At 69.4% G+C, this 19,437-nt stretch carries 15 protein-coding genes; 3 read left to right on the plus strand and 12 right to left on the minus strand.

All coding sequences use genetic code 11. The annotated features are described in order from the left end of the window. Positions 1–12 precede the first annotated feature (12 nt). The 4 genes from V6U86_RS00335 to V6U86_RS00350 form a co-directional block, all read right to left on the minus strand. Positions 13–813: an MBL fold metallo-hydrolase gene (locus tag V6U86_RS00335; protein ID WP_334497067.1), complete on the minus strand. Its 801-nt coding sequence runs from the start codon at positions 811–813 to the stop codon at positions 13–15. 99 nt (positions 814–912) lie between these two features. Next, the gene (locus V6U86_RS00340) at positions 913–2,325 is read right to left on the minus strand and encodes an FAD-binding oxidoreductase (protein WP_334497069.1); all 1,413 of its coding nucleotides are present in this window, start codon (positions 2,323–2,325) and stop codon (positions 913–915) included. A 118-nt stretch (positions 2,326–2,443) separates the two neighbouring features. Continuing rightward, positions 2,444–3,268, minus strand: coding sequence for an alpha/beta fold hydrolase (locus V6U86_RS00345; RefSeq protein ID WP_334497071.1), 825 nt, complete (start codon positions 3,266–3,268; stop codon positions 2,444–2,446). Between the two features lie 58 nt (positions 3,269–3,326). After that, positions 3,327–3,566, minus strand: coding sequence for a hypothetical protein (locus V6U86_RS00350; RefSeq protein ID WP_334497073.1), 240 nt, complete (start codon positions 3,564–3,566; stop codon positions 3,327–3,329). Between the two features lie 129 nt (positions 3,567–3,695). On the opposite strand from V6U86_RS00350, the gene V6U86_RS00355 reads away from it, so the two are divergent. Beyond that, the gene (locus V6U86_RS00355) at positions 3,696–4,268 is read left to right on the plus strand and encodes a CGNR zinc finger domain-containing protein (RefSeq protein ID WP_334497075.1); all 573 of its coding nucleotides are present in this window, start codon (positions 3,696–3,698) and stop codon (positions 4,266–4,268) included. Positions 4,269–4,350: 82 nt separating this feature from the next. On the opposite strand, the gene V6U86_RS00360 is transcribed toward V6U86_RS00355, so the two are convergent. From V6U86_RS00360 to V6U86_RS00375, 4 genes are all read right to left on the minus strand, one after another. Further along, positions 4,351–5,559 carry a PucR family transcriptional regulator gene (locus V6U86_RS00360; RefSeq protein WP_334497077.1) on the minus strand — a complete coding sequence of 403 codons (1,209 nt, stop codon included), beginning with the start codon at positions 5,557–5,559 and terminating at the stop codon, positions 4,351–4,353. 152 nt (positions 5,560–5,711) lie between these two features. Then, positions 5,712–6,224: a hypothetical protein gene (locus tag V6U86_RS00365; protein ID WP_334497079.1), complete on the minus strand. Its 513-nt coding sequence runs from the start codon at positions 6,222–6,224 to the stop codon at positions 5,712–5,714. Further along, on the minus strand, positions 6,214–8,013 hold the full coding sequence (locus V6U86_RS00370) for a RyR domain-containing protein (protein ID WP_334497081.1): 1,800 nt from the start codon (positions 8,011–8,013) through the stop codon (positions 6,214–6,216). Before V6U86_RS00370 ends, V6U86_RS00365 begins: the two co-directional genes overlap by 11 nt. A gap of 76 nt (positions 8,014–8,089) precedes the next feature. Next, positions 8,090–12,304 carry a HEAT repeat domain-containing protein gene (locus V6U86_RS00375; protein WP_334497083.1) on the minus strand — a complete coding sequence of 1,405 codons (4,215 nt, stop codon included), beginning with the start codon at positions 12,302–12,304 and terminating at the stop codon, positions 8,090–8,092. 297 nt (positions 12,305–12,601) lie between these two features. Here V6U86_RS00375 and V6U86_RS00380 point away from each other — a divergent pair, with 297 nt between their 5' ends. Then, the gene (locus tag V6U86_RS00380) at positions 12,602–13,558 is read left to right on the plus strand and encodes an SCO2521 family protein (protein WP_334497085.1); all 957 of its coding nucleotides are present in this window, start codon (positions 12,602–12,604) and stop codon (positions 13,556–13,558) included. A 6-nt stretch (positions 13,559–13,564) separates the two neighbouring features. On the opposite strand, the gene V6U86_RS00385 is transcribed toward V6U86_RS00380, so the two are convergent. From V6U86_RS00385 to V6U86_RS00400, 4 genes are all read right to left on the minus strand, one after another. Further along, entirely contained in the window at positions 13,565–14,542 is a 978-nt protein-coding gene (locus V6U86_RS00385; RefSeq protein ID WP_334497087.1) for an SCO2522 family protein, read from the minus strand. Beyond that, a complete protein-coding gene (locus V6U86_RS00390) occupies positions 14,527–15,456 on the minus strand; it encodes an SCO2523 family variant P-loop protein (RefSeq protein WP_203120842.1) in 930 nt (309 codons plus the stop codon). The genes V6U86_RS00385 and V6U86_RS00390 overlap by 16 nt, the downstream gene beginning before the upstream one ends. Next, positions 15,457–17,298 carry an SCO2524 family protein gene (locus V6U86_RS00395; RefSeq protein WP_334497090.1) on the minus strand — a complete coding sequence of 614 codons (1,842 nt, stop codon included), beginning with the start codon at positions 17,296–17,298 and terminating at the stop codon, positions 15,457–15,459. It abuts the gene before it with no gap. 228 nt (positions 17,299–17,526) lie between these two features. Next, complete coding sequence (locus V6U86_RS00400) at positions 17,527–18,318, minus strand: SCO2525 family SAM-dependent methyltransferase (RefSeq protein WP_334497092.1); 792 nt, start codon at positions 18,316–18,318, stop codon at positions 17,527–17,529. A gap of 334 nt (positions 18,319–18,652) precedes the next feature. Between V6U86_RS00400 and V6U86_RS00405 the strand changes: the two genes are divergently transcribed. Continuing rightward, entirely contained in the window at positions 18,653–19,312 is a 660-nt protein-coding gene (locus V6U86_RS00405; RefSeq protein ID WP_334497094.1) for a DUF1345 domain-containing protein, read from the plus strand. The last annotated feature ends 125 nt before the right edge of the window (positions 19,313–19,437 follow it).

Below are 19,437 nucleotides of genomic sequence, written 5' to 3' on the forward strand. Positions count from 1 at the left end.
CCTCATCGTTCGTTAGGGGCGCTGCTTCGCCCGCTGCGCGGCACCCCACAGCGAACCCGGGTTGATCCGACGCGGATACCTCTCGAGCATCGCGCCGTACAGTTCCTCGGCGGTCGCGGTGTCGGCATCGAGCAGGTCGAACTCGCGAAGGTAGGCCGCCGTCTCGGCGACGATCCGCGGATCGTCGGCCCGTTCCGGATTCTTGTGGGCGGCCACCACCACGGCCGGGTCGAGCTCACCGAGCCGGTCGAGCGTCGTGGCCCACTCGCGACGCGTCGCGGCGGTGCTCTCGGACAGGTACGGGTGGGCGTCGTTGTAGACGACGTCGCCACCCACGATCAGCCGGAGTTCTGGCACCCAGACGACAGTGCTTCCGGCCGTGTCGGTGAAACCGGTCTCGACGATGTCCAGCCGTTGTCCTTCGAGTTCCAGGTGGTCGTCACCAAGCGGTTCCGGCACTGCCAACTCGGCCGGAATTTGGCCAGGGAACAGACGCTCCCAGAATGAGCCCACCAGGTCGGCCCCCGTCTGGACCTTGGCGGTTGCCACGGTCGCGTCGGTGCCCACCGCCCGCACGCCGGGGAACGCTTCCGCGATCTGGGCCAGGCCGAAGAGGTGATCGCCGTGGCCGTGGGTGACGTATACGTGGGTCAGCCTCCGCCCGAACGAGCGGACCCAGTCGATCAACTGCTGGTTCTGCTCGATCGTGACGTAGGTGTCGACGAGCACCGCGTCCTTCTCTCCCATGAGGAGCGTCGCCTGGTTGGTGACCCAGAGGAGATCGTCCGGGCCGTACGGCAGGTCCCGGGTCACACTCGGCCTACGTACGTGATGAACGGCGTACTGCATCGCGTTTCTCCAGCTCGTGGTCGGGCTCGGGTCGAGAGATGGTGGGGTGCGAAGGGCTCGCACCTACTCGTGCAGGCCCGGGGTGATGTTGTGGTTCACGCGGAAGATGTTGGTCGGGTCGTAGCGGCGCTTGACCGCAGCCAGCCGTTCGTACGTCTCCGCTGGATAGGTCGCTGCGACCCCGTCCGCGGTGGCGTCGCTGACACCGAGGAAGTTCACGAACCGCCGGCCGGTGCTCCACGGCTCGATGGCCTGCAGCAGGCGGGTCAGGTGGCCGTTCAATGCCTTGGCCTGATCCGGGCCACCGATCGCGACCGCGTAGAAGGTGAAGGCGGTGCCCCGCAGGTCGATCGCGTTCGTCGGCTCCGGTCGGCGGTCGAGTGCCCCGCCCAGGTGCCGGATCTCCACTATCGTCAGCGGGCTGCCGGTGTCGGGGCCGGCCTCGGAGATGATCGTGTCGACCAGTTCCGGGGTGAACTCCCGCAGCAGTGCCGAGCGGTCCACGAACGGGATCGGGGTCGGCGGGTCGGCATGGATCGAGCCGACCGCGCTGTACGGCATCTCGGTCACCGAGTCGATCAGCGTCGGGGCGATCGCGCGGAGCGGGGCGATCAGCCGTTCCCCGTCCTCTGCCGTGCCGACGTAGGCGATCCGGATGTGCGCCACCAGCCGGCCGCGGAGCGGCTCGGGCACCTCGGGGAGCGGTGGCAGTTGCAGCAACGCGGCCGACGACGTCATCTCGTCCGGGACGTCGGCCGTCCATCGTCCCCACGCCTTGAGCACGTCGGCCGCCCGCTCACCCGGGAAGAAGAGGCCACCGCCGTAGATGTGGCTGACCGGGAAGAGGGCGAACTCCAGCGCGGTGACCACGCCGAAGTTGCCCTTACCGCCGCGCAGCGCCCAGAACAGCTCCGGCTCGTCGGTCGCGGTCACCGTACGCAGCTCGCCGTCCGCGGTGACGAGCTCGATCAGGTGTACGTGGTCGGCGGCGAAGCCGAAGGTGCGGCCGATCGGGCTCAACCCACCGCCGAGCGTGTAGCTGACCGCGCCGACGGTCGGAGCCGCCCCGCTGAGAGGTGCCAGCCCGTGCTTGGCCGCCGCGTCGACGACCTGCTGCCAGCGGACGCCGGCCTCGATCCGGGCGGTCCGCGCCTCGGCGTCGATGACGACTGCGTCCATCCGCCGGGTGGTGATCAGCAGCGCTCCGGCTGAGGGGAGCGCGGAGTGCCCGGTGGCGAGCACCGCCACTGGCAGGCCCTGGTCGGCGGCGAAGCGGACGGCTGCTTGGACGTCGGCGGCGTTGGCGGCGCCGACCACGAGCGCCGGCTGCTGCGGGATGGCGAGGTTGTACGACGCGCACTCGACGTCGTACCCGTCGTCGCCTGGGAGGAGCACCGGTCCGACGGTCTGGGCCGCGAGCTGTGTTACGGCGTCCTTGGTGATCGGGGTGTTGTGGGCTGGACCGTTGGGGTTCATCAAGCTTTGCCTTCCATGATCGGGACGTGCGTCCGTCCCCGATGCGACCGCGTGTCGACTGGTTGGAGGTGTGGGCGCGACTGCAAGGTGCCTCACACGTCGGTGCCGTGCCCGTCAGCTAGTGGCCCGTCCACCAGGCGGTGACGAGGTCGGCGTAGTCGACCGCCGCGGATTCCCAGGTGAAGTGCCCGGCGTCCACGATGTCGAGTTGGCTGTCCGGCAGCCGCTCGTGCAGGTATTCGGCGTTGACCAGCGGCACTACGGTGTCGTGCCGTCCGGCGATGATCTGCACGGGTGTCTGGATCGCCGGCAGCAGGTCTCGGAGAGTCGGCAGCTGTTCGGGATAGCTGCGTACGTAGGGGAGCGACCTGAAGAATCGGTCACCTGCATAGGACGACAGGTAGTCCTCCCGGACGTGGTCGGGCATCGCGTATCCCTCGATGTGGGGAAGCACGGCCTCGATCACGTGTCGCCCTTCGGTGCGGAAGCCCTCGACGTCGGGGGCCAGTGCCCAGTCCCGCAGCACTCCGCCCAGTTGGATCGGCACGGCGGCGCCGCCACTGCCGACGACGAGGCTGCGCAGCCGACCAGGCTGTGTCGCTGCGGCGAAGAGCGACGCGGAGGTCCCGATGTCGGGACCGACCAGGTGTGGGCGGTCCAGCCCGAACGCGTCGGCGACACGGATGACGAATTCGCCCATCGCCTGTGGTGTCAGCAGCTCGTCACGGCGTTCGGAGTGACCAAACCCGGGAAGGTCGATCGCGACCAGATGGGCGCGTTCGGCAAGCCGGGACCAGATCGGCTCGAAGGCGAAAAGGCTCTCCGGCCAGGGGCTCAGCAGAAGGGCGTGCTCGCCGCGTTCCTCGCTCTCGGCGTAGCGGATCGAGACGCCGTCGATGAGGCGGGTTCGGGGCTTGATCGGGCTGTTCGACGTGCTCGTCATCGGGTTACTCCCTGCGCACCGTGGCCGTGGAACCGGTCTGACACCTGGCCGTCGCGCTTCACGCGACCGCCACGGAGGTGGTCAGGACCTTGTCCGAGCGCCGCTCGCGACCCGCGTGGGTCAGGGCCTCGACGAACCGCCCCAGTGGGTACGTCGCCGTCGGCGCGCCCTGCTCGATCAGGCCGGCGGGTTCAGCGTAGATCCGGGTCAGCCGCTCGCGCGGAGTGTTGCGAATCTGGTCGAGTTCGACGGCCTTGTTCGGGTCGCCGCCAACCGTGGTGAGGCTGGGTTGACTCATGAAGGGTGTGCTCCTTCGCGCTGGCGTCGTAATGGTCTAGCACCAATCGGCTATTACTTCCTAGCGCGCCCGTGCCATCCCTGTAAAGGTCTTTGTTATCTAGGCCATGTCAACGGTAGTCTCTGGCGCATGGCCACGAACCAGAAGCCGGACCCGCGGGTTTCCGCGTCGGTCGCTGCGGTCGTGGACCTGCTCAACTCCCGACCACACGCGACGCCGGCACTACCGGACACCCTCGACGATCCCCAGCGAGCCGGCGTGATCCTCGGCCCGTTCGACCCATCGGCGCAGGCCCCCCAACCGTCTGCCCGAATCGAGCAGGTCCGCGCCGTCCGTGCTCACCTCGTGGCGGTGCTGGCAGCCGACACCCCTGCCCAGACCGCCCAGGCATGGACGTTGCTGACCGAGGAGGGCAAAGACCTCGCCTTCCGGCAAACCTTCACGGCGGGCGGGCAACCACAGCTTCAGCAGGTGAGCGGTGACCCCGTCGTGGGCCGGATCGTGCTCACCGTCGCCGAACTCGTCAGCACGAACACCTGGTCGCGGTTGCGCATCTGCGCCAACGAGAGGTGCTCCCACGTCTTCTACGACACGACCCGCAGCCGCACCCAGCGCTGGCACTCCTACGAGATATGTGGCAACCGCACGAACGTCGCCGCCTACCGCGCCCGCGCCCGTGGAGCCCGTGACAGCGACGAATGACCTGGACGACAGCTTGGCCGTACCGAGGAGCCGACCGACCACCGCGGGGCCAGCGGCGGTCGGTCGGCTACGCCCGGCCTCGTCATGCCTCCCGCAGACGGTCGGCGAACGTCCAGGCGACGGCGGCGGTCAGGATCCGTACGCCGCGGGTCGAGGCGGGACGCAGCCCGATCAGCTCATGTACGCGCCGTAGGCGATAGTCGAGCGTGCGGGTGTGGACGCCCAGCGCCCGTGCCGTCGCCGGTCGGGACATGTCGTGCAGGTAGTACGCGTCGAGGGTGCGGATCAGGTCCGGGCCGGCTTCGAGTCGGGTGATGAGCTCCCGCAGCCAACTGTCCATGTGTGGCGAGTGGGCGGCGCCGAGTTCGACGAACCTGTCCGCGACGGTGTAGAGGTGCTGGGGTCTGCGCTCCGCCGACGTCAGTCGGCTGATCTGTCGAGCCTGGTCCAGCGCGCCAGCCAGTTGGCCCACCGTTCCGACGGCCGCGCCGGCAGCGCATTCACGGCCGGAGTCCACGGCGACGCTCTGGACCAGGTCCAGGGTGCGATCCGCCCCCGGACCGTGGACGCCAGCGTCGACGAGCCATGCCGACGTGGCCGCCGGGGCATCGTCCGATATCGGCGTGAGCAGTACCAGCTCCGTCGGCCCGAGCCAGGACATCGGGATCCGCCAGGACGCCAGGCCCGTCGCGACGATGCGTTTCCGCTCCGGGGCGGCCAGGCCCGGCGGATCGAACCGCACAACCGTCACCAGCCACCGATGCCCGAGACGTACGCCGGCCGCCCGAGCGATGCCCATCGGCGGTGTTTCATCGGCCAGCAGCGACCGCGCGAGCAACTGCACCTGAGCCGCCATCGACCAGGTCTGTGCTACGCCAACGAGGTACCCGTCCAGGTAGGCGCAGCGGGCTCGGTTGCCTTCCCGCCCAAGCCAGTTGGCCATGTGGAGCACGTCCTCGGTGTTGGCCGGAGCAGCGGTCTCCACCACATCGCGCAGCATCAGTGCGGTATGGGTGCTGAGCGCCTGCCGCTGCGAGGCCAGCGAGAGCCGGTCCTCGCCTCGTCGTCGGCCGACGACGCCGATGGCCGCCAGGTCGTTTTCGTCGAGCGGCGTGTCGTCCCGTACGCGCTCCAGACTCACCCGCCGGATGAAACGCGCGAAGTCGAGCATGTGCGCGAGCTGCTCCGGTGACGGCGACGCGTACTCGGGCACCTCTCGCTGGTAGGTGTTGACGGCACGCAGGGCATTTACGTCGATCCGCCGCTGGAGCGCCACGATCAGGTCCGGCACGACACCTCCTGTAAGGGACGTCGAACGCCTTTCAATTGATGCGTATCGATAACATCGTCGCGCCTCGACGCAACCGGCGACCTGGCGCGGCGTCCACCCCTGCGGAGTCGAGTGCGCCACCGTCACGAGCACCGCTCGGCATTCTGCGCCCGTCAGCCCTCGACGGGCGTTCGGCGGGCACCGACGGGCCAGAGAACCGTGGTCGGGACGCCGTGGTGCCGCGCCCAGTCGATGGTCCGGTCCGTCGACGCGGGGTGACGGCCAGGTTTGCCGTCCCATACCGCCACGAGCCGCTGCACCCGTCGGACCAACTCCCGATTGGCAACCACGTAGGCGGCGGTGTCCGAGCGGTCGCAACCGGTGTGGACGACCGCCGCCGCCCGGTCGAGCAGCTCGTCGAAGGCCAGCCGGTTCTCCGGCCTGATCACCGCGACCCGGTAGTCGCGGGCCGGCAGGATCACCTCGTAGGTGCCGCCCAGATCGAGGATCGTGCGCGCGAAGACCTGGTCCGCGCCGGCCGCCAGGCAGGTCACGCCATGCACGGGCCGATCGCTGATCCGGCCCAACTCGACGCGGAGCGCGTCGGCGACGAGCAGCTCGGTGTCGCGGGTCAGGTTGATGTGCCCGGTCACGCCGACGCGGACCGGGCCGAGGTCAGGCGGCATACCTCGGGCCTCTCCGCTGCGCGGGCACCGGGGGTGCCAGCCGGATCAGCTCGAACCCGCTGTCGGACAGCACGTCGGGCAGTGCCCGGATCCCCTCGCGATTCTGCTCCTGTACGTCGGATGGCAGCTCCTCCCACGGCCGCAGGGCCGGATGCCGCCGCTGGACGTCATCACGCGGGTCGCCGTACGTCCAGCCGTCCCCGCGCCGTTCCCGGCACCACCGGTCGTGCTCCAGGCGGGCGAGTTCCTCGATCCGGTCGTCGATGGCCTGACCGGCGGCCGAGGCGTCACCGGTGCCACCGTGCCGGGGCGCCACGACGCAACCGAGGTCCAACAGCTTGGCGGCGATGTCCTGCACGTGGGCCCGGTTGGCACGCCGCAACGACTCGGGTAGTCGTGACCAGTCCACCATCGCCGGGGCATCACCGAGTCGTACCCCGGCGCGCTGCTGGGCCTGGACGTAGCGCTCGTGGATCAGCCGGGCCAGCCGCTCGGTGAGGTCCTCGGCGATCAGCCGAGCGTCGCAGGCGTGGGTGAGCACCGGATAGAGGCGGAGCTTGCCGTGGACCTCGTCGAGCAGGTCGTGACGGGAGTCGCCGTGGAAAGCCGCGGCGAGTGCCGCCTGCCGGTAGACCGGCACGAACACGGCGCTCTCGGCGCCCTGCCACAGGGCGGGCGTGTCCAGTACGAACTGCAGGCCGCTGATCTCGTCCGGTGCGCAGACGTAGATGCGGTCGTAGCGGTCGCGGCCGAGATTGACGACACCGTCGAGATCGAGGTCGTACGCGGTCAACTGGCAGACGGTGGCCAGGAACGGGTAACGCGACGACGCTAGAGCGACCTCGGCGCCGGCATCCGGTGCCACGACGTCCACCCGCAGGGGTGGCAGGGCCGGGCCCCCCGGGGTGTCGGCTCGCAATGCGCGCCAGTGCCGGGCGGACTCCACCAGGAGAGCCCGGCGGAAGGCGCCGGTGCCCGCGATGAGGATCCTGGTTGGTTGGTCTCCCGCGCTGGGCAGCGGGTGGTGCCGGTGCAGTGCGCGTGCGGCGACGTCGTCGACGTGGAAGTAGTCCAGCCGCAGCCGGCTGGACCCGGCGGCACCGAGTCGTCGGGCCTGCAGGGACAGACACATCTCCGAGTCGTGAACCAGGATGTAGACCCGCGGTGGTTGCCGTCGGTCCTGGATGAGCCGGTTGGCGGTGTTGGCGATCGCGTGGTTGCGGTCGTCGTCCTCGCTGCAGGCGTAGATGGTGTGGGCTCGGGGCAGGCCGGCGCCGCGCAACACGTCGGGGCTGGTCGGGTCGCCGACCACGCCGAGGTACCGGCGCCACCGGTACTCCAGCGGCCCGAACGGTTCGGAGCGCACCACCACCACACGTTCGCCGTCGGCGAAGAGCCGGTCGGCGAGCATGTGGGCGAACTGGGAGTCGCCGCAGACCAGGACGTGACCACGTGCCCGCCGGGCGCGCAGGCGGCGAGTCTCGGCGGCGAGCAGCAGCCGGCTGGCCTCGGCCACGGCGAGGAGCGTGAACATCGGGGCGGCGAACCGGGCGACCTGGAGCTGCCACGGGTAGGGGCCGGCGTCCTGGAAGGGTTCGGCGCCGAAGACGAAGAGTTGCAGGTCGTAGTAGAGCACGTCGTACGGATCGTGGGCGACGTCCGGTCGGGCCTGGAGCAGACGCTCGAAGCCGACATAGCCGAGGACGAGAGCGGCCAGTCCGATCATTCCGAAGAGGACTCGCAGGCTCCAGCCGGCCGGGCGGGACGAGCCGGCGACCGGATCCGTCATGACGTCATGGTATTTGACGAGGTCGATCGGATCGTCGCTCGACGCGCTCGCGGGTGCACCTACGGCTCCGGATCGATCACGGAAAGTCGTCGGGTCGGGTGTCGGGCAGCGTGGCCAGCAGTTGCCCGGCCAGCCGCCGCACCGCGCCGTCATCCTCCTGATGTGCGAGCCGTACGAGCGTCCCCCGGGTCCGGGTGTCCCTGTCGTAGTGACGGGTCAACGCGAGCAGCGCGGTCCGGCGGATCTCCCAGTCATCGTCGTCAGCCAGCCGCAGCAGCAGGTCCCGTACCCCCGTGCGGCCGGCCAGGCTGGCGCCCAGCTGCTCCACCGCCTGGCGGCGAACCTCCAGGGCCGGATCGTCGCGGACCAGCCCGACCAGCAGCACCTGAACCTCCGGGTCGGCGCCGAAGTGCTCGCCGAGCGCGGCGGCGATGCGGGCGCGGATCGCCGGGTCCTGGTCCGACAGGCGGCGCATGAGCCGCAGCGTCACCGCCATGGACGCCGAGCCCTGCTCGGTCAGACAGCGCACGGCCGCATCGAACACGGTCGGGTCGGTGTCGGACTCGACGCATTCCAGCAGCACGTCGGTCACCAGCTCCGGGCTCCCGTACGCGCAGAGGGTTTGCACCGCGGCCAACCGGATGCCGACGTAGCTGTCTCGGCGGGCCCGCCGGCACAGTGTCTCCAGGAGGCCCGGGGCGCCGCCGTGACGGGCGAGCGCCTGGGCGGCGGCGCACAGCACGTTCGGGTCGGGGTCCCGACTGACCTGCTCGGAGAGGCACTCCCGCACCTCAACGTCCGGTGGGTCGGCGAGACGGGCCAGGCTACGGGTGACCCGCAGCCGGACGATCGGGTCCCGCTCCTGGGAGGCGCGGCTGATCAGCAGATCGCGGGTCGCGTGGCCGAACAGCGGTCGCCCGGTGAGCAGGTCGACCGCAGCGAGCCGGACGCTCGCTGTCGGATCGCGTCGAGCGCTCTCCAGCAGCAGTTCCGCGGTGCGGTGGTCGGGGTAGGCCTCGGCCAGCGCGCGCACCGCGGCGAGGCGTACGGTCGCGTCCTCGTCGACGTGGGCCGAGCGGGCCACCACGGTCCACCCGGTGTCGTCGGCGCGGTCCCGGTCGATCAGGGCGGTGACCGCGGCGGCCCGCACGGAGGACTCGTCGTCCTGCTCGATCTGATCGATCAGCCGGGCCCGGCAGCGCCCCTCCGGGTCGGGTACGAGCGCCAACCGCTGCACGGCGACCACGCGGACCCGCGCGGAGCTGTCCGAGCAGGCCAGCTTCAGCAACAGCTCGGTGCTCTCCGGGCTGGGTCGCTCCGGCAGCAGCTCGGTCAGAATGCAGCGTCGGACCTCGTCCGGGGAGTCGCCGGTGACCCGCTGCAACGCCGTGGTCCGTGCGGTCTCGGCGTGCTCCGGCAAGACCAGCAGACGCTTCAGCACGCACTGCACCACACCGGGGTCGGTGTCGGTGGCCAGCAGTCGCTGCATCGTCTCGGGTGCGTCCGGCAGATCGGCGCAACGCGCGGTGAGCACTCCGGCGGCGGCTCGCCGCACCGCGACGGCGGTGTCCCCGGTGGCCCTGGCCAACACCTGACGGACGTCGTCGGAGAGTTCCGACCGGGTGCCGAGGGACTGCACGGCCAGCGCCCGCACCGCGAGATCGGGGGAGTTGGCGAGGTCGCGCAGCACGTCCACGAGGTCGAGGCCGGCGCCGAAGTGGGCGACCAGTGCCCGTACGGCGGCCTGCCGCACCGCGGTGGAGACCTCGGACTGCGCCTGGGCGAGCAGGATGTCCCGGCATCGGTGACTGCTGCCGCCGGTGGCCTCGAGGCGGCCGGCGGCCTCGGCCAGCCCGGCGACCAGGGTGAGGTGGGCCTGCCGCTCGCGGCCCTGCCCCAGCTCCCGGACGAGCAGGTCCTCCATCTGCTCCTCGGCGGTGGACAGCACCGCCGCGATCCGGGTGGCGAACGGAGAGCCGGATCGCCAACTGGTCCGGACCCCACGGCGGCGGTACCAGTGCAGGAAGATCTCCCGGCCGGGCCAACTCGGGCCGAGCGCCCGGATCGAGGACAGCAGCTCCTGCTCGGTGAGATCCACCAGGTTCGGGTCGTCGGCGGAGATGCCATGCTCGATGAGACGCACGACCTGGCGCAGCACGGCGTCGCCCGCGCCGGCCAGTTCGGCGGGCTGCGGCGCCTCGGCCACGCACTGCGCCGCCAGCACCAGGTTCCACGGCGGCCCGGTCAGGTTCAGCGGTGGCCACGGTTGGGTGGCCTCGGTGGCGAGCAGGGTGACCAGTTCGTTGGCGGTCTGGGCGGGTAGGGCGCTGGCGACCAGTCGAAGCACCTCCCGCCACGACGGGTCGGCCCAACGCTCGCGAAACAGCGAACGCAGATGATCGAGGCCCCAGGTGGTCGGATCGTGCTCGCATCTGTCCACGATCTCTTCGGCACAGAAGAACTCCAGGAACGCGCGGTGCACGAACCCGAACAGTCGCAGCCCGTAACGTTCCAGGATGAAGCTTCGCTGCCGCAATTTGTCGATCATCGAGTACGCCATGGCGAGCGCCCGCTCATTCTCAAAACCGTAGAACGCGACGAGGTGGTCCCGGAAGATGCGCGCCAGTTCGTCGGACTCAATGTAGTTTCCGGCAGGGCCGGACTCGCGGAACTGCATCCAATACGCCAGGTGACGCAGCAGCCGACGCTTCGCCTGCAGGTCCAGCGACGGCACGTCGCCGTGGCTCTCCCGCAGTTGCTTGGTCACATCCCACTCGGAGATCAGTACGTCGGTCACGTGCGCGTAGAGCCGGCGCCGGTTGCGGGGCAGCGGGTGACCCCGGCCGACGATCGCCATGAGCATCAGCAACAGGGGATTGCCGGCGATCTCCCGCATCGCTCGGGAACTGCCCACCACGTCGAGAATCTGGCGCCGCTGCCGCTCCGCCTCCGCAGCCGGCGTGGGCATCACGTAGCGGTACCAGTTGCCGAGAAACCTCGCGATCTGCTCGTCGTCGAGATCCTCCAGGGTGAAGTGGTCGAAACCTGCGTTGGCAAAGGTGTGCCGCTGGTAACCGGCCGCCCGCGAGGTGACCACGGTCAGCACCCCCGGGTATTCGTTGGCGAACGTGGCGATCTGCGCGGCCACCTCTTCCCGCTGCGCCGGGTCGAACACCTCGTCCAGGCCGTCGAACAGGAACAGCGCCTGGCCGCCCTGGCGCAGGTACGCCTCCAGCACGTCCCGGTCAACACCGGCCAGCCCCTGCTGGTGGCGGTGGCCGACGTAGTCGAGCAAGCCGTCGCACCGGCCGTCCCCGTGATGGGTGGCGTAGGAGCGCAGCTCGATCAGGACGGGTAGGTACCGGTCCAGCGCACTCAGCCGAGGCTCGACGCAGACCCCGGCCAGCGTCAGCGCCAGGTACCGCGCGGCCGCGGACTTACCGGAGCCGGGGTCGCCCAGCAGCACGATCGTGCGACGGCCCGGGTCGGACACCACGTCGAACAACGACAGCTCGTCCTTGGCCGCGTACTCCTCCCAGAGCCGCTCCACCTCCTCCGGGTTGACCACCCCGGGCAGCCCGCCGACGTCGTCGCCCGGCGTGGACCCGGCCCAACGCCACCACGCCAGCGGCATCTCCGGTCGCGCGTCCTCGTGGACGCGGGGCTCCACGAACACCTTGGGCAGCCCGACGGTGAGGTAGCCGATGGTGGGACGCGGTGAGACCGCGTCCACCGAGACGGCCTGGTATCGCAACGACAACTGCTTGTAGTACTGGTTGCGGACGGCCGTCGGCAGGTGGGTGTCCGGGTCGGCGGGCTCGCGCGCCGGGGATCTGCCACTGCGTACGTCGGCCAGTGCGGCGGTCACCTTGGCGGTGAGGTCGTCCACACCGGAGAAAAAGGCGCAGAGGTGGCGCTCCTTGAGCTCACGGCGCAACGCGACGATCTGCTGCCAGTCGGCATCCCGGTCGATCATGTCGACCGGCCAGGGCGTGTCCTCCGCGAGCAGGAAGACCAGGCAGGGCTTGCCCGAGGCGAGCGCCTCCCGGTATTCCAACTCGGTGATGGAGGACTCCTGGCCGGGCGGCCGGAACCCGTACCGCCAGGCGAACAGCCCCACGTAGAGGTCGCACCGGCGCACGTCGGCGAGGCAGCGTTCCAGCGGCGGTCTGATGTCGGCGCCGTAGGCCTCCATGGCCACGTCGTCGATCTCCAGACGGCGAGCCACGGCGTGCACGGCAGCGCGGTATTCCAGCAAGTCCTTTTGGGTGGCCGAAATGTAGACCTTCATGAACGGCAAACTCCAGGGGGTGGCTGGCGACCGCACCATTGAAAATATCAGTCGTTGTCACGTCCGTCCGACCCGCGAACACTCCGAACGCCGGCCGTACATGGGATTCCCGCCGACTCCGGGCCTATGATGGCTTTCAACAGATACGGATCCGGGCGGTCGAATCTCGTACTCGTGGAGTTTCGGTTGTCCGACGTGGATCCGTGTCAGTGCCGGTCGCGAGGGGTGTACGTCAATCAGCATGAGCCGTATGCCGCGGGATGAGCGCGGGTCGGTGGCAGCGTTGCGGAGGAAGCCATGCTCACGGTCGGTGAGGTGCACACCAGCCTTCTGCAGCACAGCACGGCGTTGGCCCAGGAGCAGAGCGCCGAGGTGCTCAGCCTGATCGAGGGCGAGGCCGTGTTGACCTCCCGGCGTCCATCGCTGTACGCGGTGTCACCCGATGTCCGCACCGGTGTCGACTGCTGGCTCCCGAGCGCCAGAAAGCGCCAGTTACGTGGGGTGGGAGCCGTCGTCACCCGGGCCATCATCACCGGCGGCCGGATCGTGCAGGCCTCCTCGGTCATCCACGTCGTCGCCGGGGAGCGCCGCCAGCCGTGGTCGCACTACCTGGCCAACCCCGGCGTCCTCGAGACGGTCGGCAAGCTGGACGTCGCCGATCTGAGCGCGGGATTCCTGCACGGCAACAACGCCGACGTGCTGAACCTGGAGGCGATCACCGGCAGGGTGCTCGACGGTGTGCAGATGTCCGACCTGCTGGACCGGCGCCCGCCACTGCGTACCGCCCGCACACGGCTGCGCTGGACCGCGCAGGCCGACGAGCGTCCGAACCGGGACGTCTCGGCCGTGGTCACCGTGGACTCGCCCACCCTGCGTACGGTCGAACTCGTGCTCGACCCGCAGGACGTGCCGGCCGCCGTGGCCGGGCTCTGCGAAGATCTCGCGTTGCACGACTGGCTGCTGACCATGCTGTCCTCGCTGGTGGAGTCCGCGGTCACCCGATCGGCCTCCGGGCAGGAGCACGTCGAGCGGCTGCGGCCGGTGCTGGAGCACCTGCTGCACCTGTGGCTGCCCGGCGCGCGGGTGCACCCGCGACTGCGACCGATCTGGGACCAGTTGGAGCAGGTACCCGGGTTCAGCCGTCAGTGGAACTCGTCGGTCAACTGGATCCGGGATCAGATCAGCGTGAGCAACATGGCTCTGCTGCGCGACCTGGCCGGCCGGGTGGCCGTCGACGAGCCGTGCGGGCGCTGAGCACGCTCAGTCGCTGATGAACACGTAGCTCAGCCGGTCGACCAGCTCGCTGGGCAGGTGCAGGCCCTCGCCGCCGGCCCGTTTGGCTACCTGCTGCGCGACCACCGGCGGCACCGCCACCTGGCCGAGGATGGTCCGTACGGCCAGCTCCACCGGCAGGTACTGGGTGCCCATCAGGGTCAGCGTGCGATACGCGCAGAACGGTGCGGCCGCCGGGTTCAGCTGGACGATCGCCGGCAGTTCGTCCCAGTCAGTCGGCAGCTCGCCGGCGAGCCGGCACGGCTGCGTCATCGTCTCGCCCCGATGCCGTAGCACGCCGAGGCGGGTCATCTGCCAGACCGAGGCGAGCAGGGCGCAGGCCCACACCCGGGCGTCCGGCTCGTCGGACCAGAGCTCGATGTCGACGAAGATGGAGTGCCGGGGATCGCCGGACTGCAACGGCGGAGACCACGGACGGGGCAGGGTCATCGCCGGCGCGTCGACGTGCCCGGGGGACCGCTTACCGTTGGACAACCAGCCCGACTCGCTCAACGGTGGACGACTCCCGGTGGTGTGCCGAGGTGGTTCCACCACCAGTGTGTCGACCACCAACCGGGCCAGCTCGGCACCGTCGTGCCGGGCGAAGCTGGACTCCCGAGCCACGTAGTCCAAGGTCAGGCCGTGCTCCGCCGCGGCGCTCTGCACCTGCGGAATCACCTCGCGGGGGGTGCCGAAGCGGTGGAAGTAGTCGTCCAACATGAAGCAGGTGCTGATCCGCGGCTCCCGGTGTGCGGGCAGCCCTCGTCGGGCCAGAGCCGGGATCGCGGCCGACCAGTCCGCGATCCGCTCGAACTTGCGCCTCAGCTCCTCACACCCGTCGCCGAAGTCCTCCGCGTAGAAGTGCCCCAGCTCCACGGACAGATGCGAGTACGCCACGCTCTCTGTACGACGCACCGCAGCTGCCTCCTGGAACCTGACATCCATGCCGATCACGCGGTGTCCCATGCCGTCTCGTCGAAAAGCTTCTCGGTCAGGTCAACGAAGGCGTCCACCGTTTTGACGTTGGCAATCTTGGATTGCACGTCGTGATCGGAGATCAGCTGCTCCCGCCACTGCAACAGAGGATCCAGCGGCACCACGCCGAGCAGCGTCGTACGCCCGACACCTCGTCGTCGGGCCAGCTCTGACAGCTCCGCGTCGCACTTGCGCAGGAAGGCCTGCTGGGCGAGGCCGAGGTGGCCGACCTCAGGGCCACGTGAGTCGATCACCGCTGTACGGATGAAGCGCAGCGACTCCCGTAGCCTGTCCGGCTCGTGGCCGTACTCCTTGCCCATGGCCACGATCCCACCCGCCTCGAAGGCCAGGTCCGCCGCTGCGGTGACGTGCTGGGGAGTCCACCGGTGGAAGACCAACCAGCGCACGGCGACCTTGCGCAGGGTCGAGGTCGCGGTGGCGGCCAGCGCGATCTGACTTGCGTACGACCGGCCGGCGCTGAGGTCCACCAGGGTCAGGTCGAACTCCTCCTCCAGCCGGAGGAAGAGCTCGGCGCAGCGCTTGGCGATGTCGTTGGTGAAACCGAACTCGCTACCGTTGCGTTGCCCCGGCAGGAGCACCAGCGGACCGGACCCGATGGGCCTCTGCCGCAGGCTGGCCCGTTCGGAGGTGCCCCACACGTCCAACTGCTCCGGAGACGGGATCTCCCCGCGCAGATATCGGTGCAGGCCGCCACCGTTGGGCCCGGCGCCCTCCACGCCATTGACGGCCTGCGGAATCTGGAACGTGATCCCGGCGGTCGGCGAGCCGAAGTCGTAATCCAGGTAGCAGGTGGGGCGACCGGACAACGCGCTGCGGTAGGCGATGTTCGCCGCGGTCACCGACCGCCCGGTGCCGCCCTTGTGCGACGTGACGAAGACCAGCATTCAGATCCCCTCGCTGGCCTTCTGCTGCCCGGTAGCGATGTCGTTGAGTAGCAACAGGAGAGTGTTCACCAGAGCGGCCGCCGTGCCGGGACGCTCGTCAACCAACAGCTGCGCCTGGCCCAGGCTGGCTCGGATGCTGCGCATGCTGCGCTGCATCGCCTCACCGTCGAAGGTGCCGCGCATCAACTCCCGGTCGAACAGGTATTCGGCCTCGTCGACGAGGTCCTGCGCGTAGCCGGCCAGCTGGCCGGCTCGTGGGAACGGCCGCTCCCACAGCAACTGGGCGGAGGTGACCAGAGCCTGCACCACCCGCTCGGTCAGATACCACGAGGGTGCGTCCGGCTTCGGCGCCAGCCCGGGAAAAGCACCACCGGCGTGGTCCCACAGCCCCTGGTGCCGGCCGTCCGGGATGCGCCGCAGCAGCAGATGATCCCACACCTCGTCGGCCAGCTCGAGCAGTTCGCTGCGCCGTCGAGCGTTGCTCAGCAGACCGGCGACGGCAGCCGCCCGCTGTAGCAGCACCACGGAGAACTCGTTGACGTTCCACGCCATGATCGGCTTTGACGTGTCGTCGTTCAGGGTCACCCGCTTGCCTGGCGCGTGCACGAACAGCGCGGGCTCGCCGGGCGACGCCCGCCGGGTGATCCGCGCCCGTTGCGCCAGCTCCACCAGCACCGAGGCGATCCGCCCGAGCTCCTCGTCACCGCCGCGCCCGACGGCGATCAGGCCCTTCACCGCCAGCGACGTGGCCTGGAGCGTGTAGTAGTCGGTCCGGTCACCATCGGTCGTCCGCCAGGGGATGTCCTCGATGGGCCACCGCCGTCGGTTGCCGAAGGTCGCCACCGTCGCCCAGTACGTCCGGGTGAGCTCCCAGCGCAGTTGCAGCGCCCGGGACAGCCGCTGCTGCTCCTCGTTGAGCAACCCGAGCAGCCGGGTGCGTTCGGAGTTCAGGTCCTCGATGGCGTCCATCGCGATCACCGTGAAGTACAGGTAAGGGGCGTTCTCCGCAGAGCCCTCACGCTGCAGGCCGATCGGCTCGGTGGTCGGAACCTCCTCGGCCCCGGAGATGATTCCCCACGACCAGCCGCACTCGAACAGCATCTCGCTGTTGTCCAGGTCCTCGGTCACCCGACCCGACCCGATGATCACGCTACGCAGACTCGCCATCGTGTCCCGCAGCTGCTCGCGCAGCGCGGCCACCAGCTCGCGGCGCGGCAGCTCGTCCTGATTGACCATGTCGCACAGACGAATGCCGTACTCGTCGCTGGCGGTGAAGACGAAGGTACTGAAGCTGCGGAGCAGGCCGACCATCGCCGCCGTGAGGCGCGCGCTCGCCATCGCCTCCAGCTCGTCCAGTTGCGCCAACAGGTCGCGCCGCTGGGTGGAGCTCCGGTAGACCTTGATGAAACCGATCGTCGCCAGCGTGAGCGTGACCGACACCGCGAACGAGTCGACGATGTCCAGGGAACGCTGCTCGTCGGTGAGCTCCGGACCGCCCTCCAGCGGGGTGAGGTAACTGCCCCCGCCGAAGATCGGAGTGCCGGCGTCGTCGGTGTACCGCCGGAAATAGTCGATCATCACGCTGACCAGCCGGCGGGGAATCTCGATCGCGCCGCCGATCGGGCTGAGCGCGTCGATCACCTCTTCGTCGGCGCGGTCCGGGTCGTCCAGTGACAACACGGGGACCTTGGCCGCGGGGAGCAACAGGGTCAGCAGTTGCTCCGCGTCGCTGATCGAGTTGCTACCACTTCGGCTGCCCCAGTGCCATTCACCGTTCGCCCAGCAACTGCGAACCGTAGCCCGCCAGATGTCGAGGATCTCCTGGCGCGGCTGCATCCGCATGATCCACCGCCGTCTGTTGTAGTCGTCGACTCGAAACCTCTGGTATTGCCGTGCCCGCGATGGTCCACGATGGCGTAACAGCATCATGGTAGCGGGCCAGTCGAGTGCCACATGAAAGGCTTCGATGGTCGCGTGTCGGCACTCCGGCCGATCGGGCCCGTGGAATGCCGCGCCGGCACGCGGCGCCGACAGCACGACGTCGGCAGATCCCGCAGGCACGCATCGGCGCTATCCGCGGGTACGGCCGGTGGCCAGCAGCATGCTCAAATACCCGTCCCGCAGTGGCGGCCTCGGCTGCACCTCGTGGATGTCCAGGTCGTACGCTCCGGCCGCGATGCTGGCCACCACGTCGGCGCGCTGTAGTGCCACCGCCGGGAACATCCGCCGGCCGACGCTGTAGCCGACGGACCCGAGCATGACCGTCACGGCGAAGGGCGACCCGGGCCGCAGCGCGTCCAGAAACCGACCGATCGCGTCCTCGGCCTCGGCCCGGTCGGCCGAGATGGAGCAGGCCACGAAGAACATCGTGCCGGCGCTCCAGGCGTGCCTCGGCAGGGTGAAAACGCTGGCCCGCACCACCCGGCCCACCTGCGCCAGGCGCCGGCGCGGGTCCGCCAGTGCCGCGTACGCCGGGTGCTCCGCGCACACCTGCCAGTACGGGTCCCAGAGCTCGTCGTAGCTGTCGACCTGCGTGCGCAGCCAGTTCACGTTCGCCGTCGACCATTCACACAGGTCGACGGCCTTCGCGAACGGCAGAAGCGACAGCGTCGGGTACAGATTCGCTCCCGACCCCACGTCGACGCACCGCGCGTCGGAGAGCTTCGCCGCGGCGAAGAAATCCCGGATACGGCAGAGGATCTCCCGATCGTCGGACCGCAGATCCGCGTAGTTGTGCCGGACATATGCCTGCGGGTCGAAGCTGTCCCACTCGACGTCGGAATTGACCGGCCTCGGCGACTGAATCGGCGAGCGTGGCGTCGACTCTCCGCAACCGCCCCCAGTCGCCGGGGTCAACGCCATGGACAGGCCTCCATCCGGTCGGCGGATCACATTGGTCGCTGAAGCGGCGCTCAGTGCACTGCCCATTATGTATCGGCGGCGGTGTTGGCTCACAAGTGTAGAAACTTCACCATCCGCCGGCATTCCCTGTGATGGGCTGAGTCAGCCGCATCGAGATACGGCTTGCCGCACGGCGCAGGCACCTGGCGTGAGACGGCGAAACGTCCAGTGGATGAAGTTGTCGCCCAGGGCTCGTGCGTGGATCGCCGGCGACCCGCCACCCTCGACGCAGCCCGATCCGGTGATCGCTCGGGGTTTGCACTGCGAGACGCGGTCGAGTCGGAACGCTGAAAGGGTGGAAAAGCGATCTGGACGACCGGGGCTGGGACGGCTGCTGTCCGTCGGGCGTGCCCTGTGGTCGCTGGCCGTCGGTGTCGTAGCCGGGGCGGCCATCGCGCTGGCCGGGGCGCCGGAGTTGACGCCGCTCGTGATCTGGACGATCGCGGCAGGCATGATCCTCGTCTGGACGTGGCGGGCCTGCTGGCCGGCGAGTCCCGAGCGTACGGAGCAGCTTGCCGAGGCGGAGCAGGACTCTCGTTCCACCGACTGGGCGATCCTGATCGCGTCCGTGATCAGCCTCGCCGCCGTGGCCGAGGCGCTCGTCCGCGCCTCAAGCCAACACGACGCAGTGGCTGTCACGCTCGTGATTCTCAGCGTCGTCGCGGTGGTCCTGGCATGGGCGCTGGTGAACACTGTCTTCGCGTTGAAGTACGCCCGGCTGTACTACCGCGACGACGACGGCAGCGGCATCGACTTCAAGCGGGAGGACCGGCCGGCGTACGCCGACTTCGCGTACATCGCGTTTACGGTTGGCATGTCTTTCGGCCCAGGCGAGAACGAACCGACGAGTAACCACATGCGCCGGGTCGCGCTCGGGCACGCGCTGCTCTCGTACGCCTTCGGAACCGGCATCCTGGCCGTCGCCGTCAACCTGGTCACCAACCTTGGTCAGTAATTGCCCCTGCGGTCCTACCAGCCGTGCCGTGACCTGCCAGCCCCCGCCGGGCGGTTCTGAGCCAGTTGGTGAGTGGTCTGTCCGGGCTGTTGACCGACCTGCTGGGTGGCCTGCTGCAGCGTCTG

The sequence above is a fragment of the Micromonospora sp. CPCC 205558 genome (assembly GCF_036902955.1).
In the GTDB taxonomy this organism is placed as follows: Bacteria; Actinomycetota; Actinomycetes; order Mycobacteriales; family Micromonosporaceae; genus Micromonospora.